At 51.0% G+C, this 19,665-nt stretch carries 17 protein-coding genes; 9 read left to right on the plus strand and 8 right to left on the minus strand.

Going from position 1 to position 19,665, the window contains the following annotated elements; genetic code table 11:
* Nucleotides 1-17: 17 nt before the first annotated feature.
* The 8 genes from FCL45_RS04535 to FCL45_RS04570 form a co-directional block, all read right to left on the minus strand.
* On the minus strand, nt 18-1,730 hold the full coding sequence (locus tag FCL45_RS04535; protein ID WP_136799157.1) for an ABC transporter substrate-binding protein: 1,713 nt from the start codon (nt 1,728-1,730) through the stop codon (nt 18-20).
* Between the two features lie 152 nt (nt 1,731-1,882).
* The gene (locus FCL45_RS04540; protein WP_136799158.1) at nt 1,883-2,164 is read right to left on the minus strand and encodes a DUF2160 domain-containing protein; all 282 of its coding nucleotides are present in this window, start codon (nt 2,162-2,164) and stop codon (nt 1,883-1,885) included.
* A gap of 15 nt (nt 2,165-2,179) precedes the next feature.
* Entirely contained in the window at nt 2,180-2,986 is an 807-nt protein-coding gene (locus FCL45_RS04545) for a carbohydrate ABC transporter permease (protein ID WP_136799159.1), read from the minus strand.
* Between the two features lies 1 nt (nt 2,987).
* Nucleotides 2,988-3,866, minus strand: a complete 879-nt coding sequence (locus tag FCL45_RS04550) for a carbohydrate ABC transporter permease (RefSeq protein WP_136799182.1) — start codon at nt 3,864-3,866, stop codon at nt 2,988-2,990.
* Nucleotides 3,866-4,951, minus strand: a complete 1,086-nt coding sequence (locus FCL45_RS04555) for an ABC transporter ATP-binding protein (protein ID WP_136799160.1) — start codon at nt 4,949-4,951, stop codon at nt 3,866-3,868. The genes FCL45_RS04550 and FCL45_RS04555 overlap by 1 nt, the downstream gene beginning before the upstream one ends.
* A gap of 11 nt (nt 4,952-4,962) precedes the next feature.
* Complete coding sequence (locus FCL45_RS04560; protein ID WP_136799161.1) at nt 4,963-6,060, minus strand: ABC transporter ATP-binding protein; 1,098 nt, start codon at nt 6,058-6,060, stop codon at nt 4,963-4,965.
* Between the two features lie 112 nt (nt 6,061-6,172).
* Nucleotides 6,173-7,678, minus strand: coding sequence for a glycerol-3-phosphate dehydrogenase (gene glpD / locus FCL45_RS04565; RefSeq protein WP_136799162.1), 1,506 nt, complete (start codon nt 7,676-7,678; stop codon nt 6,173-6,175).
* A gap of 340 nt (nt 7,679-8,018) precedes the next feature.
* Entirely contained in the window at nt 8,019-8,786 is a 768-nt protein-coding gene (locus FCL45_RS04570) for a DeoR/GlpR family DNA-binding transcription regulator (protein ID WP_136799163.1), read from the minus strand.
* 287 nt (nt 8,787-9,073) lie between these two features.
* Between FCL45_RS04570 and FCL45_RS04575 the strand changes: the two genes are divergently transcribed.
* From FCL45_RS04575 to FCL45_RS04615, 9 genes are all read left to right on the plus strand, one after another.
* Nucleotides 9,074-9,976 (plus strand): DMT family transporter, encoded by a 903-nt coding sequence (locus FCL45_RS04575; RefSeq protein ID WP_136799164.1) that lies wholly within the window; start codon nt 9,074-9,076, stop codon nt 9,974-9,976.
* 221 nt (nt 9,977-10,197) lie between these two features.
* Nucleotides 10,198-10,824, plus strand: coding sequence for a uracil phosphoribosyltransferase (gene upp, locus FCL45_RS04580; RefSeq protein ID WP_136799165.1), 627 nt, complete (start codon nt 10,198-10,200; stop codon nt 10,822-10,824).
* A gap of 193 nt (nt 10,825-11,017) precedes the next feature.
* Nucleotides 11,018-12,340, plus strand: coding sequence for a uracil-xanthine permease family protein (locus FCL45_RS04585; RefSeq protein WP_136799166.1), 1,323 nt, complete (start codon nt 11,018-11,020; stop codon nt 12,338-12,340).
* A gap of 518 nt (nt 12,341-12,858) precedes the next feature.
* Nucleotides 12,859-14,454: an ABC transporter substrate-binding protein gene (locus FCL45_RS04590; RefSeq protein WP_136799167.1), complete on the plus strand. Its 1,596-nt coding sequence runs from the start codon at nt 12,859-12,861 to the stop codon at nt 14,452-14,454.
* An 89-nt stretch (nt 14,455-14,543) separates the two neighbouring features.
* Nucleotides 14,544-15,554 carry an ABC transporter permease subunit gene (locus FCL45_RS04595; RefSeq protein ID WP_136799168.1) on the plus strand — a complete coding sequence of 337 codons (1,011 nt, stop codon included), beginning with the start codon at nt 14,544-14,546 and terminating at the stop codon, nt 15,552-15,554.
* 2 nt (nt 15,555-15,556) lie between these two features.
* A complete protein-coding gene (locus FCL45_RS04600) occupies nt 15,557-16,474 on the plus strand; it encodes an ABC transporter permease subunit (protein WP_136799169.1) in 918 nt (305 codons plus the stop codon).
* Between the two features lie 5 nt (nt 16,475-16,479).
* Nucleotides 16,480-17,481 carry an ABC transporter ATP-binding protein gene (locus FCL45_RS04605; RefSeq protein WP_136799170.1) on the plus strand — a complete coding sequence of 334 codons (1,002 nt, stop codon included), beginning with the start codon at nt 16,480-16,482 and terminating at the stop codon, nt 17,479-17,481.
* Nucleotides 17,478-18,446: an ABC transporter ATP-binding protein gene (locus FCL45_RS04610; protein WP_136799171.1), complete on the plus strand. Its 969-nt coding sequence runs from the start codon at nt 17,478-17,480 to the stop codon at nt 18,444-18,446. Before FCL45_RS04605 ends, FCL45_RS04610 begins: the two co-directional genes overlap by 4 nt.
* A 246-nt stretch (nt 18,447-18,692) precedes the next feature.
* Nucleotides 18,693-19,472, plus strand: a complete 780-nt coding sequence (locus FCL45_RS04615) for an IclR family transcriptional regulator (protein ID WP_136799172.1) — start codon at nt 18,693-18,695, stop codon at nt 19,470-19,472.
* Nucleotides 19,473-19,665: the final 193 nt, after the last annotated feature.

Below are 19,665 nucleotides of genomic sequence, written 5' to 3' on the forward strand. Positions count from 1 at the left end.
CAGCTGTCAGCTTTTGACTATTTCTTCGCTGCCTGCCAGCTTTTTACGAGCTCATCGTAATCGATGGTCATGCCCTGCGGCTTCTCGTTATCCAGCTTTGGCTTTGGAGAGCCTGGCTGATTAAGCCAGAAAGAAGGATCTTTTTTCTCGTTCAGCTTCGGACCGCATTCGCCCTGGATACCGGCACGCTCCAGACGCATCATCACTTTATCCTGCTGAGCGGCCAGAGAATCCATAGCCTCCTGTGGGGTCTTGTCGCCGGTTACTGCATCGGCTACGTTCTGCCACCAGAGTTGGGCCAGTTTCGGATAGTCAGGTACGTTGGTACCGGTCGGAGTCCATTGAACGCGTGCAGGACTGCGGTAGAATTCTACCAGACCACCAAGCTTTGGAGCACGCTCGGTGAAAGACTCATCCCAGATATCGGATTCACGAATCGGGGTAAGACCAACATGGGTCTTCTTGAGACTTACGGTTTTAGAGATTACGAACTGCGAGTAGAGCCATGCAGCTTTACGGCGATCAACCGGGGTAGACTTCATCAGGGTCCAGGAACCAGCATCCTGATAACCGAGTTTCATGCCCTCGGTCCAGTATGGGCCATGTGGGGACGGAGCCATACGCCATTTAGGATTGTCGTTTTCGTCAACAACCGGGGTGCCGGGCTTGGCCATATCGGCGGTGAAGGCGGTATACCAGAAGATCTGCTGAGCGATAGCGCCCTGGGCCGGAACGGGACCAGCCTCGGAGAAGGTCATGCCTGCTGCTTCAGGTGGCGCGTATTTCTTCAGCCAGTCAATGTACTTAGTGAGAGCATATACTGCTGCGGGGCCGTTGGTGGCACCGCCACGCTCAACAGAAGAACCGACAGGGGAACAACCTTCTACGCGGATGCCCCATTCGTCAACAGGCAGACCGTTGGGAATGCCTGCGTCACCGGCGCCGGCCATGGAGAGCCATGCATCGGTAAAACGCCAGCCGAGTGAAGGATCTTTTTTACCGTAATCCATGTGGCCGTAAACGCGCTCTCCGTCGATCTCTTTAACTTTTTCAGAGAAGAATTCGGCGATATCGGCGTAAGCGGACCAGTTTACAGGTACACCGAGGTCGTATCCGTAAATATCTTTGAACTTTTTCTGCAGATCAGGACGCTTGAACCAGTCGTAGCGGAACCAGTAGAGGTTCGCGAACTGCTGATCAGGAATCTGGTAAAGTTTGCCATCAGGACCGGTGGTGAATGATATGCCGATGAAGTCATCGAGATCAAGTCCCGGGTTTGTTACGTCCTTGCCTTCACCTTCCATCCAGTCGGTGAGTGGCACAACCTGCTGGTAGCGGAAGTGGGTACCGATCAGGTCGGAGTCGTTAATGAAGGCATCGTAAATGTTTTTGCCTGACTGCATCTGGGTCTGCAGTTTCTCAATAACATCACCCTCACCGATCAGGTCATGGGTTACCTTGATACCGGTGATCTCGGTAAATGCCTTGGCCAGAGTTTTAGATTCGTACTCATGGGTGGTGATAGTTTCGGAAACAACGTTAATTTCCATACCCTTGAATGGTTCAGCTGCCTTGATGAACCATTCCATCTCACTCATCTGCTCTTCTTGCGAAAGAGTAGATGGCTGGAATTCACCCTCGACCCACTTTTTAGCCGAATCCATGTCGGCTGAAGCGGGCCCTGCCATGAGAGCCAATACCGCTGCTGCTGTCGCAAGCTTTTTGATCATTTCTTTTCTCCTCAGTTGTTTTGCGAGTAAGCTGCCGTGTCTATTCGAAACGGCAGAACAAAAACAGCTATCTCCAACCTGCAGCCAGCGTGCTTAATTACGACGGTTGCAGGATTGAAAGTGATTACAACTCAAAGCGATACAGCAAAAAATTAGACAAAGGTAAAGACAAACAGCGCAAAAACTACTGCGATTGCCAATGCCCACCATAGGCTCAGGCTGGTAAACGCCAGCCAGAGTATGTTGATGTAAGCTGATCCAAGCAGCGAAATGAAAAGCCTGTCGCCGCGGGTAGTTTCAAAGCGCAAAAGCCCTTTGCGCGGTGCTCCGCCGGGCACGAGCAATTCCCAGACGGTGAGCGTGACCAGAAAGCACGCTATAATGATAAAGAATATTGCCGTGGGTTTGGTCCAGGCCATCCAGCTAAGATCCATGGCGATGCCTCCTTCTTAAACTCGTCCAAGAGCAAAGCCCTTGGCAATGTGGTTGCGGACAAACCAGATAACCAGCGCACCGGGTACGATGGTTAGAACACCAGCCGCTGCCAGTACTCCCCAGTCGAGACCTGAGGCGGAAACTGTTCTGGTCATGATGGCCGAAATTGGCTTGGCGTTTACCGAGGTGAGAGTTCGTGCCAGGAGCAGCTCAACCCAGGAAAACATGAAGCAGAAGAAGGCGGTGACACCGATGCCGGAGGCAATATTCGGGATGAATATCTTGACGAAAAAGCGGGGCCAGGAATAGCCGTCGATAAAGGCTGTTTCATCGACTTCCTTGGGCACGCCTGACATGAAACCTTCGAGAATCCAGACAGCGAGCGGCAGGTTGAACAGACAGTGGGCCAACGCTACTGCAAGATGGGTATCGAAGAGGCCTACGGACGAATAGAGCTGGAAGAACGGCAGCGCGAAAACGGCGGGCGGTGCCATTCTGTTGGTCAGCAACCAGAAAAAAAGGTGCTTGTCACCCACGAAACTGTAGCGGGAGAAGGCGTAGGCGGCAGGCAACGCGAAACTGACCGAGATGACCACGTTGATGGAAACGTAGATCATGGAATTGATATAGCCGGAGTACCAGCTGGGATCGTTGAAAATGACCCGGTAGTTGTCAAGGGTGAGGTCTTTGGGCCAGAGACTGAACACTGAAAGAATTTCGGTATTGGTCTTCAGGCTCATGTTTATAAGCCAGTAAATCGGCAGCAGTAAAAAAATGATATATACAGTTGGAACTATCCATTTTAAGCGTCTTTTACGCATCTTATGCACCTCCCTTGCTCTCTTCGCCGATATTGCTCATCACTGTGTAGAAAACCCATGAGAGAAGCAGGATAACGAGGAAGTAAATAAGTGACATCGCCGCGGCCGGACCGAGGTCGAACTGACCGATAGCCATCTTCACCAGATCGATGGAGAGGAAGGTGGTCGAGTTACCGGGTCCTCCGCCTGTGATGACAAAGGGTTCGGTGTAGATCATAAACGAGTCCATGAAGCGCAGCAGCACCGCGATCAGCAAGACACGCTGCATTTTAGGGAGCTGGATGTAGCGGAAGACGGACCAGCGTGAGGCGCTATCGATCTTCGCTGCCTGGTAGTAGGCGTCAGGAATGGAGCAGAGGCCTGCGTAACAGAGCAGTACCACCAGGCTGGTCCAGTGCCAGACATCCATTACTATTACAGTGATCCATGCAGCAAGCGGGTCCTGGGTGTAGTTATAGTCGATACCGAGAGCGGCAAGGGTGTGACCGAGCAGACCGATATCAACACGACCGAAAATCTGCCAGATGGTGCCTACTACGTTCCAGGGAATGAGCAGCGGCAGGGCCATGGTGACCAGGCAGACCGGCACTCCCCAGCCTTTCTTGGGCATGGCGAGGGCAATACAGATGCCGAGCGGAATCTCGATCGCCAGAATGATGCCGGAAAAGAGCAGCTGGCGCATAAAGGAAGAATGGAAACGATCGGAGTGAATTATTTCCTTGAACCAGTCGAGACCGACCCAGAAGAATTGGTTATTGCCGAAAGTATCCTGCACCGAATAGTTGACCACTGTCATCAGCGGTATGATGGCACTGAAAGCTACCAGCAGGAAAACCGGCAGAACCATAAACCATGCCTTTTGATTTACCTGTTTCTCAATCACTGCACTTCTCCTGTCACACGATGTTCATCAACGTAAATGTTGATATTTTCAGGGTTGATGATGAGCGAGGCTGTATCAGCAGTCATGGCGGCAAGTTCGGGCATGACCACGTTCATTTCGCTTTCGCCCAGTGCCACTCTGACGATCTTGTGGCGTCCGATATCATCCACTTTCAGAATTTTCACCGGCAAGCCCTCCTGGTCTGGTGGCACGATGGTGAGATGTTCCGGCCTGACACCCAGTTTGACATTGGCTGAGGCAGGTGTGGCATAGGATGAACCGAGTTGAATCTGATGGCCGTTGATACGGGCTTTGTCGCCTTCGAGTTTGCACTCCAGCAGGTTCATGCCGGGGGAGCCGATAAAGTAGCCGACAAAGGTGTGTTCCGGGCGCTCAAACAGATCCTTGGGAGTACCCACCTGAACGATTTCACCTTCGTACATCACCACAACTTCGTCGGCAAAGGTCAGGGCCTCGGTCTGGTCGTGGGTGACGTAGATCATGGTAAAGCCGAACTGTTTGTGCAGGTGCTTGAGCTGGGAACGGAGTTCCCACTTGAGCTGTGGGTCGATAACAGTCAGCGGCTCATCGAACAGGATGGCATTGACGCTCTGACGGATGAGGCCCCGGCCGAGGGAAATCTTCTGCTTGGCATCTGCGGTAAGATGTTGTGCCTTGGTATAGAGGCTCTCCTCCAGCCCAAGCATTCGGGCCAGTTCGATAACCCGCGGTTTGATCTCTTTTTTAGTACGACCCCGGTTTTTTAAGGGGAATGCCAGGTTCTCATACACCGTCATGGTGTCGTAGATTACCGGGAACTGGAAAATCTGGGCGATATTACGCTGTTCAGTGGGGAGCGAGGTGACATCCGCATCGTTGAACAGGATCTGGCCGCGGGTTGGTTTTAACAGCCCGGAAATAATATTTAAAAGGGTGGTCTTGCCGCAACCTGAAGGGCCGAGTAGGGCGTATGCACCGCCGTCACGCCAGGTGAGGTCCAGCCGTTTGAGCGCGAAATCATCCGGGTTGTCGGATTCTCCGGTGTAGGAGTGTGCAATCTCCTTTAAGGTGATATGTGCCATGGTGATCTCCTCTATGCCATTGCAATTGACTCTGGGGTTACAACGAGGCGATCACTGCTGTCGAAGACATAAAACCTTGCTGGATCAAGATAGACCTCGATATTGGTGTCGATGTCGATGTTGTGGATACCCTGGGCAAGAACTACCCAGCGCAGGCCAGCCAAATCAACATGAACAAAGCTCTCTGAACCGGTAATTTCAGTTACAGCGACCCGGGTTTGAACAGCGATATCATTTTCAGACTGTCTTTGCAGGGTGACATGGTTCGGTCGGAAAGCGACGGTGTAATTGCCGTTACCTAAATTGGCCAGCTCACTGCCGCAGGAATCAAGTGATACCTTGATATGCCCGTTGAACTTCAGGTCATCATTACTTTTGACCATTGGCAGCAGGTTCAGGGGTGGATCTGAGAAAATTTGGGCTGTTATGAGGTTGTCAGGCCGTTTGAAGACCTTGAGAGTTTCTCCAAACTGGGTTACCCGGCCCTCATGGAGGGGAGCGCTGTTGCCACCGAGTAGCAGCGCCTCGCTGGGCTCTGTGGTGGCGTAGACGAAAATCGCTCCGGTGGCGGCAAAGATTCGTGGAAACTCCTCGCGCAGTTCTTCCCTGAGTTTGTAGTCAAGGTTGGCCAGCGGTTCATCGAGCAGTACCAGGTCGGCACCTTTTACCAATGCCCTGGCAAGAGCTGTGCGCTGCTGCTGGCCGCCGGAGAGTTCCTGGGGAGTTCTCTGCAGCATTTCTGTCAGCTTGAGCAATTCCGCCATCTCCATTACTTTTTGTTGAATGATGGCTTTGGGAGTCTTGGCAATGCGCAGTGGTGATGCGATGTTTTCATATACCGTCAGGTTCGGATAGTTGATGAACTGCTGGTACACCATTGCCACGTTGCGTTTCTGCACCGGCACACCGGTTACATCCTTGCCATCGACCAGCACCTGACCGGAGGTGGGCTGTTCGAGACCGGCCATCAGCCGCATCAGGGTAGTCTTCCCTGATAACGTGGGGCCAAGCAGGATGTTGAGTGTCCCGGCTTCCAAGGTCAGGGAGACGTCACGGATGTGATGTTCCTTGCCGACCTTTTTGCAGACATTTTGTAACTCGAGCTGCATTGTTTCGCCTTTTATGGTTGTAGTTTATTGATATCTTAGTCGTATTCCTGACTAGCCGCACTTTATTTTGTTTATAAAGGGTCCCCTGCCGGGACGCCTGCTTTACCAGTTCTTATCGTTTAAACTCTTTCATCCAGTTTTCGAGCTTCGCTTTTTGTTCATCACTGAACTCCAGACCAAGTCTGGTTCGCCGCCAGAGAACATCGTCAGCACTTTTGGCCCACTCGTGCTTCATCAGGTATTGCACCTCAAACTGGTAGAGGTTGGAGCCGAAACATTCACCCATATCTTCTCTGGAAGTTATGCCGGCAACCATGGTTTTTGCTCTGGTGCCGTAATGACGCACAAGTCTTCTGGCATGTTCAGCATCGAGAACGGGGCAGCATGCTCGCAGTGAGTTCACTTCGTCCTCAAAGCCTGAATGGGGGAAGTCTCCTCCGGGCAGACTGGCTCCAGCGGTCCAGGGGGCACCCATCTGTGGGAAATATTCTTCCAGCTTTTCCAAAACTGATTCCGCCAGTTTGCGATAGGTAGTAATTTTTCCACCGTAAATGGAAAGCAAAGGGGCTCTGCCGTTTTCTTCATCGAGTTTCAGCACGTAGTCGCGAGTGATTGCCTTGGCATCGCTGGTGCCGTCATCGAAAAGAGGGCGGATTCCTGAATAGCTGCTGACCACTTCCTGGGGACTGATGTTTTTGGTGAAATACTCATTTGCCGCAGAGCAGAGATACTCTGTTTCTTCAGCGCTGATTTCGACGAGGTCGGGATCGCCCTGAAAATCGACATCCGTGGTTCCGATCAGGGTGTAGCGGTTGTTTTCATAGGGGATGGCGAAAATAATACGACCATCGCTATTTTGAAAAATATAGGCTTTTGAGTGGTCAAAGAGTTTATCAACTATAATATGGCTGCCCTTGACCATCCGGATGTGTTCCGTGCCGTGCTTGTACTCGATGCCGGCGAGTGTTGTATCCATCCAGGGGCCGCTGGCATTGATAAGGCACTTTGCCTGGATCTTGTGTTGCTCTTTTGTCTCATTGTTTTCAAGAGTAATGTTCCAGAGGTCGTTTTCACGATTTGCATGGATACAGCGGCTGCGGGTTTCCACCACAGCGCCTCGTTCGGCGGCATCCATGGCGTTCAACACCACCAGCCTGCTGTCATCAACCCAGCAGTCGGAGTACTCGAACCCCTTATGGTAGTCACCCTTGAGCGGGATGCCGGTCTCATCATTTGTCAGGTTGACTGTGGATGTGGCAGGCAGGATTTTTCGACCACCTATATGATCATAAAGAAACAAACCAAGACGTATCAGCCAGGAAGGGCGTAATCCCTTATGGTGTGGCAGGATAAAACGGAGTGGCCAGATGATATGCGGGCTATTTTTCAGGAGAACTTCACGTTCGGTCAAAGACTCTCTAACCAGTCGGAATTCATAGTACTCAAGGTAGCGCAGGCCACCGTGAATAAGTTTGGTTGAAGTAGACGAGGTGCCGTGGGCAAGATCGTGCTGTTCGCAGAGATAAACGGACAGGCCTCGGCCTGCGGCATCCCTCGCAATCCCACATCCATTAATTCCACCGCCGATGACGAAGATATCATATACCGGGCTATTCATGGTGCTTCTCTCAACGCATCAGTCCCAAAGTGCAGAAACCTGGTTTCGTCTTTAGCTATAAATACTTTCGATATTTGATTTAAATGTTACTTAATCGAAATAAAATATCTATTCAAGCGAAAATGTGACGGTTTTTTTAAATCCCGTGGGCAGGCAACAAAGGTGAGGTTAGGAAGAGTCTTTCGAGAGTGTTAACTACCCTTGCGAAAGTTGGCTTTGCACCCGTTTTCGACTTAACAGACTTTTGGGGGATGGAGCGAAGAAACAGTGAGATAAAATTTCACTTTAATCTTAGTCGAAACGTTCTGTGTAAAGATACATGCAACTCCTCGTTCTCATCCTATGGGGTGACCACAATGACTTCAACTCCATGGTCTCTGCAAATGGAACATAGTTTATCTGGGAGTTCCCCGTCCATTACTATAGTGTTGATTTGTGAGATGTGCCCTATACGAACCGGAGCGTTTCGCCCGAGTTTCATTTTATCTGCAACCAGGATCACATGCCGGGCATTGGCGATAATAGCCTGGGCGACACGTACCTCCCTGAAATCATAATCAAGAAGAGAGCCGTCCTCGTCAATGGCAGAAACACCTATGACTGCATAGTCGACCTTGAACTGGTTGATGAAGTCGACGGCAGCGACCCCGACAATACCACCATCGGAGCGCCGGACCAGTCCGCCTGCGATAATGAGTTCAATGCCCATGAAATTTTTCATGATATGGACAGCATTGACATTGTTGGTGATAACCAGCAGGCCGTGATGGTCCTTGAGAGCGTGGGCGACCTGTTCGGTAGTCGTGCCGATGTTTATCAGCATGGAGCTGTTGTCAGGAATAATCTGTGCAGCTTTGGCACCGATCGCCTTTTTGCTGGAGGGTGCCAGCAGGCGTCGAGCCTCGTAGCTGACGTTTTCTATCCCTGAGCCGACGATTGCCCCGCCATGTACGCGTTGGAGCAACTGCTTTTCGCAGAGCTCGTTCAGGTCTTTACGGATGGTCTGGGGAGAAACGCCAAAGGAGCGAGACAGTTCTTCGACGTCTACGCGGCCGTGTTCTCGAGCGATGGCCAGAATTTCATTTTGCCGGGTGGAGAGATATTCCATTCGTCTACCTAAGCTGGTTTCTGTCAAATGAGTTAATAGCGGCCATTATTGTGTAATTACCAGGCAATGTCAAATTGAATTTCGAATGAAACCGGGAAGGTGTTAAAGTGAGTGGTCGCGTTGCAAGAGAAGGGCTAAGTCGAAAGGTTTATGTCGGTTAAACTGGAATTCGGCGCCTTTTTTACAGCCATACTTGTAAATTCCGCTTTAGCCTGTATACTGCCTTGCGATTTTTTTCAGGGACCACAGTTGACAATTTCCCAGACATACTTTTTCCCGAGGTGGGTATGAACCGTATTCAAGCCAATTTATTACTTCTCCTTGCTGCGATGATTTGGGGTAGTGCCTTTGTCGCCCAGCAGGTTGGTACTGGCAGCCTCGGCACCATATCTTTTACTGGCGCCCGCTTTATGGTGGGAGCGCTCGTTGTGCTTCCTTTTGCGCTACTACAGTTCAGGCGGGTTCATAACACAGAGAGAACTTTCGTAAAGGGGGACTGGCTGATCCTGGCGGTAACAGGCATGGTGCTCTATCTGGCCGCGGCCCTGCAGCAGTATGGGATTCTTCATACCACCGTCACCAACGCCGGATTTCTTACCGCGATCTACGTACCCATGGTGCCGGTGATCGGCCTGCTGCTGCTCAGGAAAAAAGTGCATTGGTCAGTATGGCCTGCCTCCATCGGATGCGTTATCGGTACCTATATATTAAATGGCGGCAGGTATGCAGAGCTGCAGATGGGAGATTACTGGGTATTGACCAGTACTCTTTTCTGGGCCAGCCATGTACTGCTCGTCGGCTATATTGTTTCAAGAACCAGGGCACCACTAGTGGTGGCGACTACCCAGTTTTTTGTCTGTGGTTTCGTCGGACTGGGAGTGGGATTCATTGTTGAACAGCCTGCTCTTGCAGATTTTACTAGTGCTCTGTTCGGTATCGGTTATGTGGGGATTTTCTCCGTTGGCATGGCTTTTACCCTGCAGGTTGTTGGTCAACGCTACACCCCGGCGGCTGATGCCGCCATTATTCTTAGTTCGGAGACGGTCTTTGCCGCGATTGCCGGAGCTTTTTTTCTCGGTGAGAGACTTTCCCTGTTTCAGATGTCCGGTGCAGCACTTATTCTTTCAGGAATCGTTGCGGTCGAGCTTCTGCCGCTCACCCGCCTGGGAAAACCAAAGCCTCTTGAGTGAGGTTGGGTTGCGATTCCTAATGAAAACACTTGCTTTTTTCAGATAAGTCATTTATGTGATGACCAGTCATTACCGGAGAAAGCTTGAGAAAAGATTCAGGTAGGTGACCGAATCCGCGAGTATATATATGTGTTGCCGGCGGGAGCTGTTTTTAGCCGGTAAATGCTGTGGATGTCTCAGGTCATCACCGCAATCATTAAAGCAAAAATCAGGAGACTATTATGGCCGTTCATGTACCGGATCATCCGCTCATCAAACATAAGCTTGGTCTGATGCGCCAGCATGACATATCTACCAAGGATTTCCGTGATCTTTCCTCAGAGGTGGCTCGACTTCTCACCTATGAGGCCTCCAAAGATATGGAGACCCAGAAGAAGACCATTCAGGGCTGGGCCGGACCAGTCGAGGTTGATGAGATCAAGGGAAAGAAGATCACCATTGTACCGATCCTGCGTGCAGGTCTCGGCATGATGAATGGTGTGATCGACCTTATCCCGTCCGCCAAGGTCAGTGTTGTCGGTTACTACCGTAATGAAGAGACCCTGATGCCGGTTGAGTACTATGTGAAGACTGCATCACGCATGGAAGAACGTACCGCGCTTATTCTTGATCCGATGCTGGCCACCGGTGGAACCCTGCTTGCAACCATCGATACCCTGAAAAAGTCTGGTTGTAAAAAGATCAAAGGGCTTTTCCTGGTGGCGGCCCCGGAGGGGATCGCCAAGATAACCTCTGCTCATCCTGATGTAGACATATATGTTGCGGCAGTTGACGACAAGCTCAACGATGTCGGATACATACTACCAGGCCTAGGTGATGCCGGAGATAAGATCTTCGGCACTAAATAGCCAAAAAAGTCATTACAGTTTCTGTAATGACTTTTTTTTTGCCGGTTGTTCCGGAGGGAACCCGGTTTTTTCATGAATAGTGTTTCATCGTCATGCTGTTCATGGGATATGCGAACCAACGGAAAATCCCCCCTGTCAGGTAAACAGGGGTGTTGTAAGAAATTTGAAATACGTAATAATGGGAGGGAAATTTATGTCTGTAGAAACACCGAATACAGAGTACCAGTTCAGGCTTGGTGACAGTCTGCTAGGTGCCCAGATGTTGTTTGTGGCATTCGGCGCATTGGTGCTGGTTCCGATTCTGACCGGTCTGGATCCGAACGTCGCACTTTTTACCGCCGGTTTGGGTACACTTATCTTTCAGGTAATCACTAAAGGTAAGGTTCCGGTATTCCTGGCTTCATCTTTTGCTTTTATCGCACCGATTATTTACGGCGTGCAGACCTGGGGCATTCCGGCAACCATGTGTGGCCTGGCTGCCGCTGGTGTTTTCTATGTGATTTTGAGTTTCCTCATTCGCATTTTTGGCTCACAAATGCTGCACAGGCTGCTGCCTCCCATCGTTACCGGTCCCATCATCATGGTTATCGGTCTGGTGCTGGCCCCCGTTGCAGTGAATATGGCCATGGGTCTTACCGGAGATGGTTCTGCCTGGCTGGTGCCGGGGAAAACTGCTGCGATTGTTGCCGGTGTTTCTCTGACCGTGACCGCACTGGTCTCCCTGCTTGGCCGTGGCTGGATTAAGCTTATTCCTATTCTCTGCGGTATTATAGCAGGGTATGTAACTTCCCTGGCCCTTGATGTGACCGGCTTTACAGCCAGTGTTCAGGCATCGTTTGCGCCTGGTGATCTGGCAAATTATACCGCCCCTGCGCTTATCTCCATGGCGCCTGTCGGCGATAAAGCATGGTTTGCAATGCCTTCCTTTGTTTTTCCTGAGTGGAGCTGGGCGGCTATCCTCTTTATTGTTCCGGTTGCCATTGCCCCGGCTATTGAGCATTTCGGTGACGTACTGGCGGTGGGTTCTATTACCGGCAAGGACTATGTCAAGGATCCTGGGATCGAGAACACTATGCTCGGCGACGGTATCGCAACTTCTGTTGCTTCACTGCTCGGTGGGCCGCCAAATACCACCTATTCTGAGGTGAGTGGGGCCGTTGCGCTGACCAAGGCTTATAATCCTGCGATTATGACTTGGGCTGCGATCTGTGCTATCCTTCTTTCATTGGTCGGCAAGGTCGGTGCGCTTCTGGCGACCATTCCTGTGCCGGTTATGGGCGGTATCATGATTCTGTTGTTCGGTATGATCACCGTGGTCGGTATCAACACTTTGGTTAGATCCGGCAAAGATCTGACTACCCCGCGCAACCTGATCATCGTTGCTGTTATTCTGGTCTGCGGTATTGGTGGTATGAAGTTCACTGCAGGGAATTTTGCCATTGAAAAGATTGGTCTTGCAGCGATTCTGGGTCTTCTTCTCAATCTGATCCTGCCACAGGAGCGAAAGGAATCCTAACCCGTACTTCTCATCGGCTCAGGTAGTGTCAGGTTCGAAGTTTTGGTAGTAAGCCATCGGAACCCATGATCACACCTAAATAGTCGAGATGACGAGGTCGCATGGACCGTGGCCTAAAGGCTTCGAAGTCCATGCGTATCTCTTGCAGGGCAACTGCGGTGAGCATTTTGTCGAAAAAGCCGAGGACTCGTGTTGTGTAATCGTTGAAAATCAAGTGCTTTTATATGTCGACACATTGCTCCTGAAGAATTTGTCCTGGGCTTCCGATGGAGTGCTATCGAGGTGCTTTTTCCTGTGCTCAGCTGGAATGTTTTGCAAAGATTTTGGAATTGGACTAATTTCATCCTTTGGGAATTATAAGGATTTTGTTGCGGAATCCGTATTTTCCCCCTGTATTGAATGCTTAAACCGCGAAAGTATGGTCGAAAAACTGTCGCGGTTTGAACATGTTACATGATGAATATGTCACATATCGCGAAGTCATCTGTAAGAAACAACACAAAGAGGAGAGAAAGAACATGAAAAAGTCAAATTTGTTGGCCGCTTTTTGTGGTGTATCATTGTTGACCATGGGAGCACTCGGCGCCCAGGCAAAGACACTGGTATACTGCTCTGAAGGTAGTCCAGAGGGTTGGAACCCGTCCTTGTATACCGCAGGAACCACCTTTGACGCCACTTCCCGCCAGATTTTCAACAAGCTTGTGGAGTTCGAGCGTGGAGAGACCAAGATTGTTCCCGGCCTGGCAGAGAGCTGGGAGGTTTCTGAAGATGGTCTGGTTTACACCTTCAATCTGAGAAAAGGCGTAAAGTTCCATACTACCAAGGATTTCACCCCGACCCGTGATTTCAATGCCGATGACGTTGTTTTCAGTTTCATGCGTCAGCTTGACAAAGAACATCCATTCCATAAAATATCAGGTGGCTCTTACGAGTATTTTGAGAGTATGTCCATGCCTGATATCATCAAGTCTATCGAAAAAGTTGATGACTATACCGTCAAGTTTGTTCTCAACAAGCCTGAAGCTCCGATGATGGCCAACCTGGCTATGGATTTCGCCTCAATCTTCTCCGCAGAATATGCCGATAATCTGGTGGCTGCAGGTACCCCGGAAGCTATTGACCAGAATCCAGTAGGAACCGGTCCTTTCCAGCTGGTTGCGTACCAGAAAGACGCTGTTATCCGTTACAAGGCCAATCCTGACTACTGGGCGGGCAAAGCAGCTATCGATAACCTGGTATTTGCCATTACTCCTGACGCATCCGTACGGTACCAGAAGCTGAAAGCCGGCGAGTGTCATGTAATGCCTTACCCGAATCCTGCAGATCTGAAGGCGATGGCTGAAGATAAGGACATCAACCTGATGGAGAAAGAGGGACTGAACGTGGGTTATCTTGCGTACAACTCCCAGATGGCTCCTTTTGATAACCCGGTTGTCCGTAAGGCGCTGAACAAGGCTATCAATAAGCAGGCTATCCTCGACGCGGTATTCCAGGGTGCTGGTAAAATAGCCAAGAACCCGATTCCGCCGACCATCTGGTCGTACAACGACGCGGTTCAGGATGACAGTTATGATCCAGAGGCTGCTAAAAAGATGCTTGCTGATGCCGGTATCACCAGCATTGATACCAAGATCTGGGCAATGCCTGTACAGCGTCCATACAACCCGAATGCCCGCCGTATGGCAGAGATCATTCAGGCTGACTGGGCCAAGGTTGGTGTAAACGCAGAGATCGTTTCCTACGAGTGGGGTGAGTACCTCAAGCGCTCCAAGGATATGGATCGTGATGGTGCAGTACTGTTGGGCTGGACCGGTGATAATGGAGATCCAGACAACTTCCTGGCAGTTCTCCTCGGTTGTGATGGTGTTGGAAGCGCAAACCGTGCCCAGTGGTGTCATCAGCCTTTCGAGGACCTGATCCAGAAGGCGAAGGTTGTTTCCGACCCTGCCGAGCGTACCAAACTCTATGAAGAGGCGCAGGTTGTATTCAAGGAGCAGGCTCCTTGGGCTACCATCGCTCACTCAGTAGTATATGAGCCGATCCGTACAGAGGTTCAGAACTACAAGATCGATCCTTTTGGGGGTCACATCTTCTACGGTGTTGATCTGAAATAGTCCAGTCATATCTGGGTCGGGTACCTTAAACGGTATCCGACCCAAATCAATGGGCTGATATCCTGAATAATCATAAGAAGTAATTTCTGATGTTTACATTTCTATTAAGGAAACTGGGCGTAATACTGCCTACTTTTTTCGGGGTTACTCTGGTGGCGTTTGTCTTTATCCGTATGCTGCCGGGCGACCCCGTTATGCTGATGGCGGGCGAGCGCGGCATGTCTGAAGAACGGCATGCCCAGATGATGAAACAGTTCGGATTCGATCGCCCCATCTGGGAACAGTATCTCTCCTATGTTGGTGATCTTGCACAGGGTGACCTCGGTAATTCGATTATTACCAAGAAGCCGGTTGCGGAGGAGTTTTTTACGCTTTTCCCGGCGACTATGGAACTTTCCCTGTGTGCGATTATCATCGCGGTCTTTATTGGTTTGCCAGCGGGAATGCTAGCCGCGACCCGGCGAGGGTCGGTGTTTGACCACACGGTGATGGCCGGCGCCCTCACCGGGTATTCAATGCCGATCTTCTGGTGGGGTCTGCTGCTTATAATTTTCTTCTCAGGTATTCTCGGGTGGACTCCTGTTTCCGGTAGAATTTCGCTGATGTACTATTTTGAACCGGTGACCGGGCTGATGTTGATTGACAGTCTGCTCTCCGGCCAGAAAGGTGCATTTGCGTCCGCTATCTCACATCTGATTCTACCCTCTGTTGTTCTGGCCACAATCCCGATGGCAGTGATTGCCCGTCAGACCCGGTCAGCCATGCTGGAGGTCCTGGGTGAGGATTATGTGAGAACAGCCAGAGCGAAAGGACTTGGACCTGGTCGGGTCATTGGTCTGCATGCGCTTAGAAACGCGATGATCCCGGTAATTACTGTAATCGGTCTACAGGTTGGCGTACTCTTTGCCGGTGCGATTCTCACCGAGACTATCTTCTCATGGCCCGGTATCGGCAAATGGATGGTTGATTCTATTTTCAGAAGGGACTACCCGTCAGTACAGGGTGGTCTGCTTATGATTGCGGCCATTGTTATGACGGTCAACCTGATAGTAGACATACTCTACGGCCTGATCAATCCACAAATTCGACACACAGATTAATTATGTCAGATGCTTCTTCACTTCAGGATACAGTGATCGATACCCGCCAGGGGGGCCGTATGGCCCTTTTGAAGGAGTTTTGGTCATATTTTAGCGAGAATCGTGGTGCGGTAATCGGGCTGATCTTCTTTGTCTGTATTGTGCTGATCGCCATTTTTGCCGATTTTGTCGCTCCCCATGCACCTAATCAGCAGTATCGTGACGCCTTCCTGCAGCCACCTTTCTGGCTGGATGGCGGAAGCCTGCGTTTCCCGCTGGGCACCGATGCGGTTGGCCGTGACCTGTTGTCACGACTTATTTACGGTTCGAGATTCTCTCTTTTTATTGGCTGCGTTGTTGTTTCCGTATCGCTCTTCGCCGGTATAGTTCTCGGTCTGTGCGCCGGATTTTTCCGGGGCAGGGTCGATACCTTCATCATGCGCATCATGGACATCGTGCTGGCCTTTCCAAGCCTTTTGCTTGCACTGGTTCTGGTGGCGCTGCTCGGGCCAAGCCTCATTAATGCCATGATAGCGATCGCCATCGTGCAGCAACCACATTACGTGCGTCTGACCCGTGCTGCGGTGATAGGCTGTATGACCAAAGACTATGTGACTGCCGCACGAGTGATAGGTGTCAGCAGAATGCGCCTGATGTTCGTGACTATCCTGCCCAACTGCATGGCACCACTTATCGTTCAGGCTGCGCTTTCCTTTTCCACCGCGATCCTTGATGCCGCAGCACTCGGCTTTCTTGGAATGGGTGCTCAGCCTCCGACTCCGGAGTGGGGCACCATGCTGGCGGAGGCGAGGGAATTTATTTTGCGGGCATGGTGGGTTGTCACCTTTCCGGGACTAGCCATTCTGTTGACGGTGCTTGCTATCAACCTCATGGGTGATGGTCTTAGAGATGCACTCGATCCGAAACTCAAACGGTCATAGAAGAGATGTCATTACTTGAAATAGAAAATTTATCCGTCTCCTTCCTGACTGCCGGCGGGCAGTTCAAGGCGGTTGACGGTGTAACTTTAAATGTCAATCCCGGTGACGTCGTTTCAGTGGTAGGCGAGTCCGGGTCGGGCAAATCGGTCGCGATGCTGGCGCTGATGGGGCTTCTGCCCTGGACCGCCACCGTTACGGCAGACAGGCTCTGTTTTGACGGCAGGGATATGCTTACCCTGGGCCGCAAGGAGCGTCGTGCTATTATCGGTTCCGAGATGACCATGATCTTCCAGGAGCCCATGACCAGCCTTAACCCCTGCTTTACCGTGGGCTTTCAGCTTACGGAATCGCTCAAGGTACACAAGGGAATGGATCGTAAGCAGTGCCGGGAGCGTGCTATCGAGTTGCTGGAACTGGTTGGTATTCCAGAACCGAAGCGTCGCCTCAACGCCTTTCCACATCAGCTGTCTGGTGGTATGAGCCAGAGGGTGATGATCGCCATGGCGATCAGCTGTAACCCCCGCCTGCTCATTGCCGACGAGCCGACTACCGCACTCGATGTGACCATTCAGGCCCAGATTCTCGATCTGCTTTTAAAATTGCAGAAAGAGAAGGATATGGCGCTCATTCTTATCACCCATGATATGGGTGTTGTTGCTGAAACAGCGGATCGTGTCGTGGTGCAGTACGCTGGTCAGCAGGTTGAGAAGCAGGATGTGAAAGGTCTCTTCAGTGATCCGCACCATCCCTATGCCGCAGCGCTTCTGGCTTCATTGCCTGAGAGGAGCAATGCCAAGATACTGCCATCCATCCCGGGCGTTGTGCCGGGCCAGTTTGACCGGCCTGCTGGTTGCCTTTTCTCTCCCCGTTGTTCCTACGCGACGGAGCTGTGCAGGACAACCGCCCCAAAAGAGTCGTCAATGGAGCTTGGAAGGGCCTTGTGCCATTATCCACTGGTTGGTGGTAGACCCACAGGACATCCTGAGAAAGGGGAGGATGCGGCATGAATGGCAATATAGTTCTTGAAGCGGAAAATCTGAAAAAGCACTATGAGGTTCGGCGGGGCGCCTTTAAGGCCCCTGCGGTTGTGAAAGCCCTTGATGGTGCCTCCTTTAACCTGGAGCGTGGTAAGACCCTTGCCGTGGTTGGTGAGTCCGGCTGTGGTAAATCTACATTGGCCAGGCTGGTGACCCTTATCGAGGAGCCGACCTCAGGTGTCATGAAAATTGATGGTGTCGATCTCGCGTCTATAAGCGCTGCCGAGCGCAGGAAGTATCACGCCAAGGTGCAGATCGTTTTCCAGGACCCGTATGGCTCGTTGAATCCACGTCAGAAGATCGGTCATGCCCTGGAAGAACCGCTGCTGGTCAATACCGACACACCGAAGGTTGAAAGGGAACGATTGGCTCGGGAGATGCTTGATCTTGTGGGATTGCGCCCTGAGCACTATGATCGTTATCCACACATGTTTTCCGGTGGTCAGCGACAGCGTATCGCGGTTGCCAGAGCGCTTATGCTTGAACCGGAAATTCTGGTTCTCGATGAGCCCGTCTCAGCGCTGGATGTCTCTATTCAGGCCCAGATCCTTAATCTGCTGGCTGAGCTGCAGGAACGGATGAACCTGGCCTATCTCTTTATCAGCCATGATCTCTCGGTTGTACACCATATCGCCGATGAGGTGATGGTGATGTATCTCGGTGTTCCGGTCGAGTCCGGTAACAGGGAAACCATTTTTAACAATCCAAAGCATCCGTACACCGAAGCCCTCCTTTCAGCGACCCCGGTTGCCGACCCGTTTAAAGAGAAGAAGCGTATCGTACTGACTGGTGAGTTGCCTTCGCCGATGAACCCGCCGAGTGGCTGTACCTTTCACCCACGTTGTCCGAAAATGATCGATATCTGCCCTAAAGAGGTGCCGATGCCTCGTCAGGTCGGGGAGAGTCTTACGGCCTGTCACGTAGCAAAGCCCTGAAAAGATACTAAAGGTTGTCCAGCGCGACGATTTTCGTCGCGTTGGGGTCGGGTTTTTGTTGACATATGACGGAATATTGATCATTTTCCTTGGGGGTTTCTTGACTGAAACTCCAATGTGGAGCACTGTATATATGTGGTCTGCCCGAAATAGGGGTTGTAATTTCACTGGGTGCGTAGCCCCGGATAGCCAACTCTTTCTCAGCCGATTGGATTCGGCTGTTTTTTAACAGTATTGTTTCACACCATGCCAAAAAAAGTATATGCCGTTTCGGCACTCATCAAAGCCAATGAAATTCTAGAGTTTCTCCTACAGAAAGGGGAAGCCTCGTTCACAGAAATTCACACTACCCTTGGACATCCCAAGAGCAGCACATACAAGACTATCAGCACTCTCGAATCGCTGGGTTTTATCAGGGAGGTTGGAGAAAGCGCCAGGTATACCCTGGGACTCAGACTGATAGAACTCGGTGCCAAGGCGGCGGCTCATGTGGATATGACCACAGAGGCCAGACCTTTGGTGAAAATGCTCTCAAATGATACCGAGCGGACTGTCCATCTTGGTATCCTCGATGGTACCGAAGTAATCTACCTGTTAAAAGAGAACGTTCACGGTTCCATTTCCATCGATACCTGGGCCGGAAAACGGGTAGGTGTCCACTCTACTGCCATGGGTAAAGTGCTCCTCGCCTGGAAGACAGAAAAAGAGATTGACCGGATCCTGAAAGGTGTTGACCTGGTCAAGCTCACCCCCAACACCAGAGTTAATGCGGAAGAGGTGAAGTCAGGTCTGCAGGAGGTTCGGAAACGCGGCTGGGCGACGGATGACGAAGAGAACTGGAAGATGGTTCGTTGCGTGTCGGCTCCGGTACGCGACAATGCAGGGAAAGTCTGTGCTGCACTCAGTGTTTCTACGTTGACTGACCTCGACAGCTACGAGCAGATGCTGGGTATCACCAATAAAGTTATAGAAACCGCACGGGAGTTATCACGACGACTTGGTTCTCCTGTATCTGTGGAAAGCTAACGAACGTTAGGACATTTTTGACGAAATTAGACATAAAAAATCATTTCGCACAATAAAGAGTTTTTTGTCCTGCACTGTTTTATGGGTATGTGCTCACTTTTTCTGCACATACCCATAGTTCATTTCATCGGCACGGCTTTTGCTGAAGCTGCAGTGAGCTTTTGGACAGCAGGCTAAATAATTTGCTGCGACA

Origin of the sequence: Desulfosediminicola ganghwensis, assembly GCF_005116675.2 — a bacterium.
Classification (GTDB): Bacteria; Desulfobacterota; Desulfobulbia; order Desulfobulbales; family Desulfocapsaceae; genus Desulfopila; species Desulfopila ganghwensis.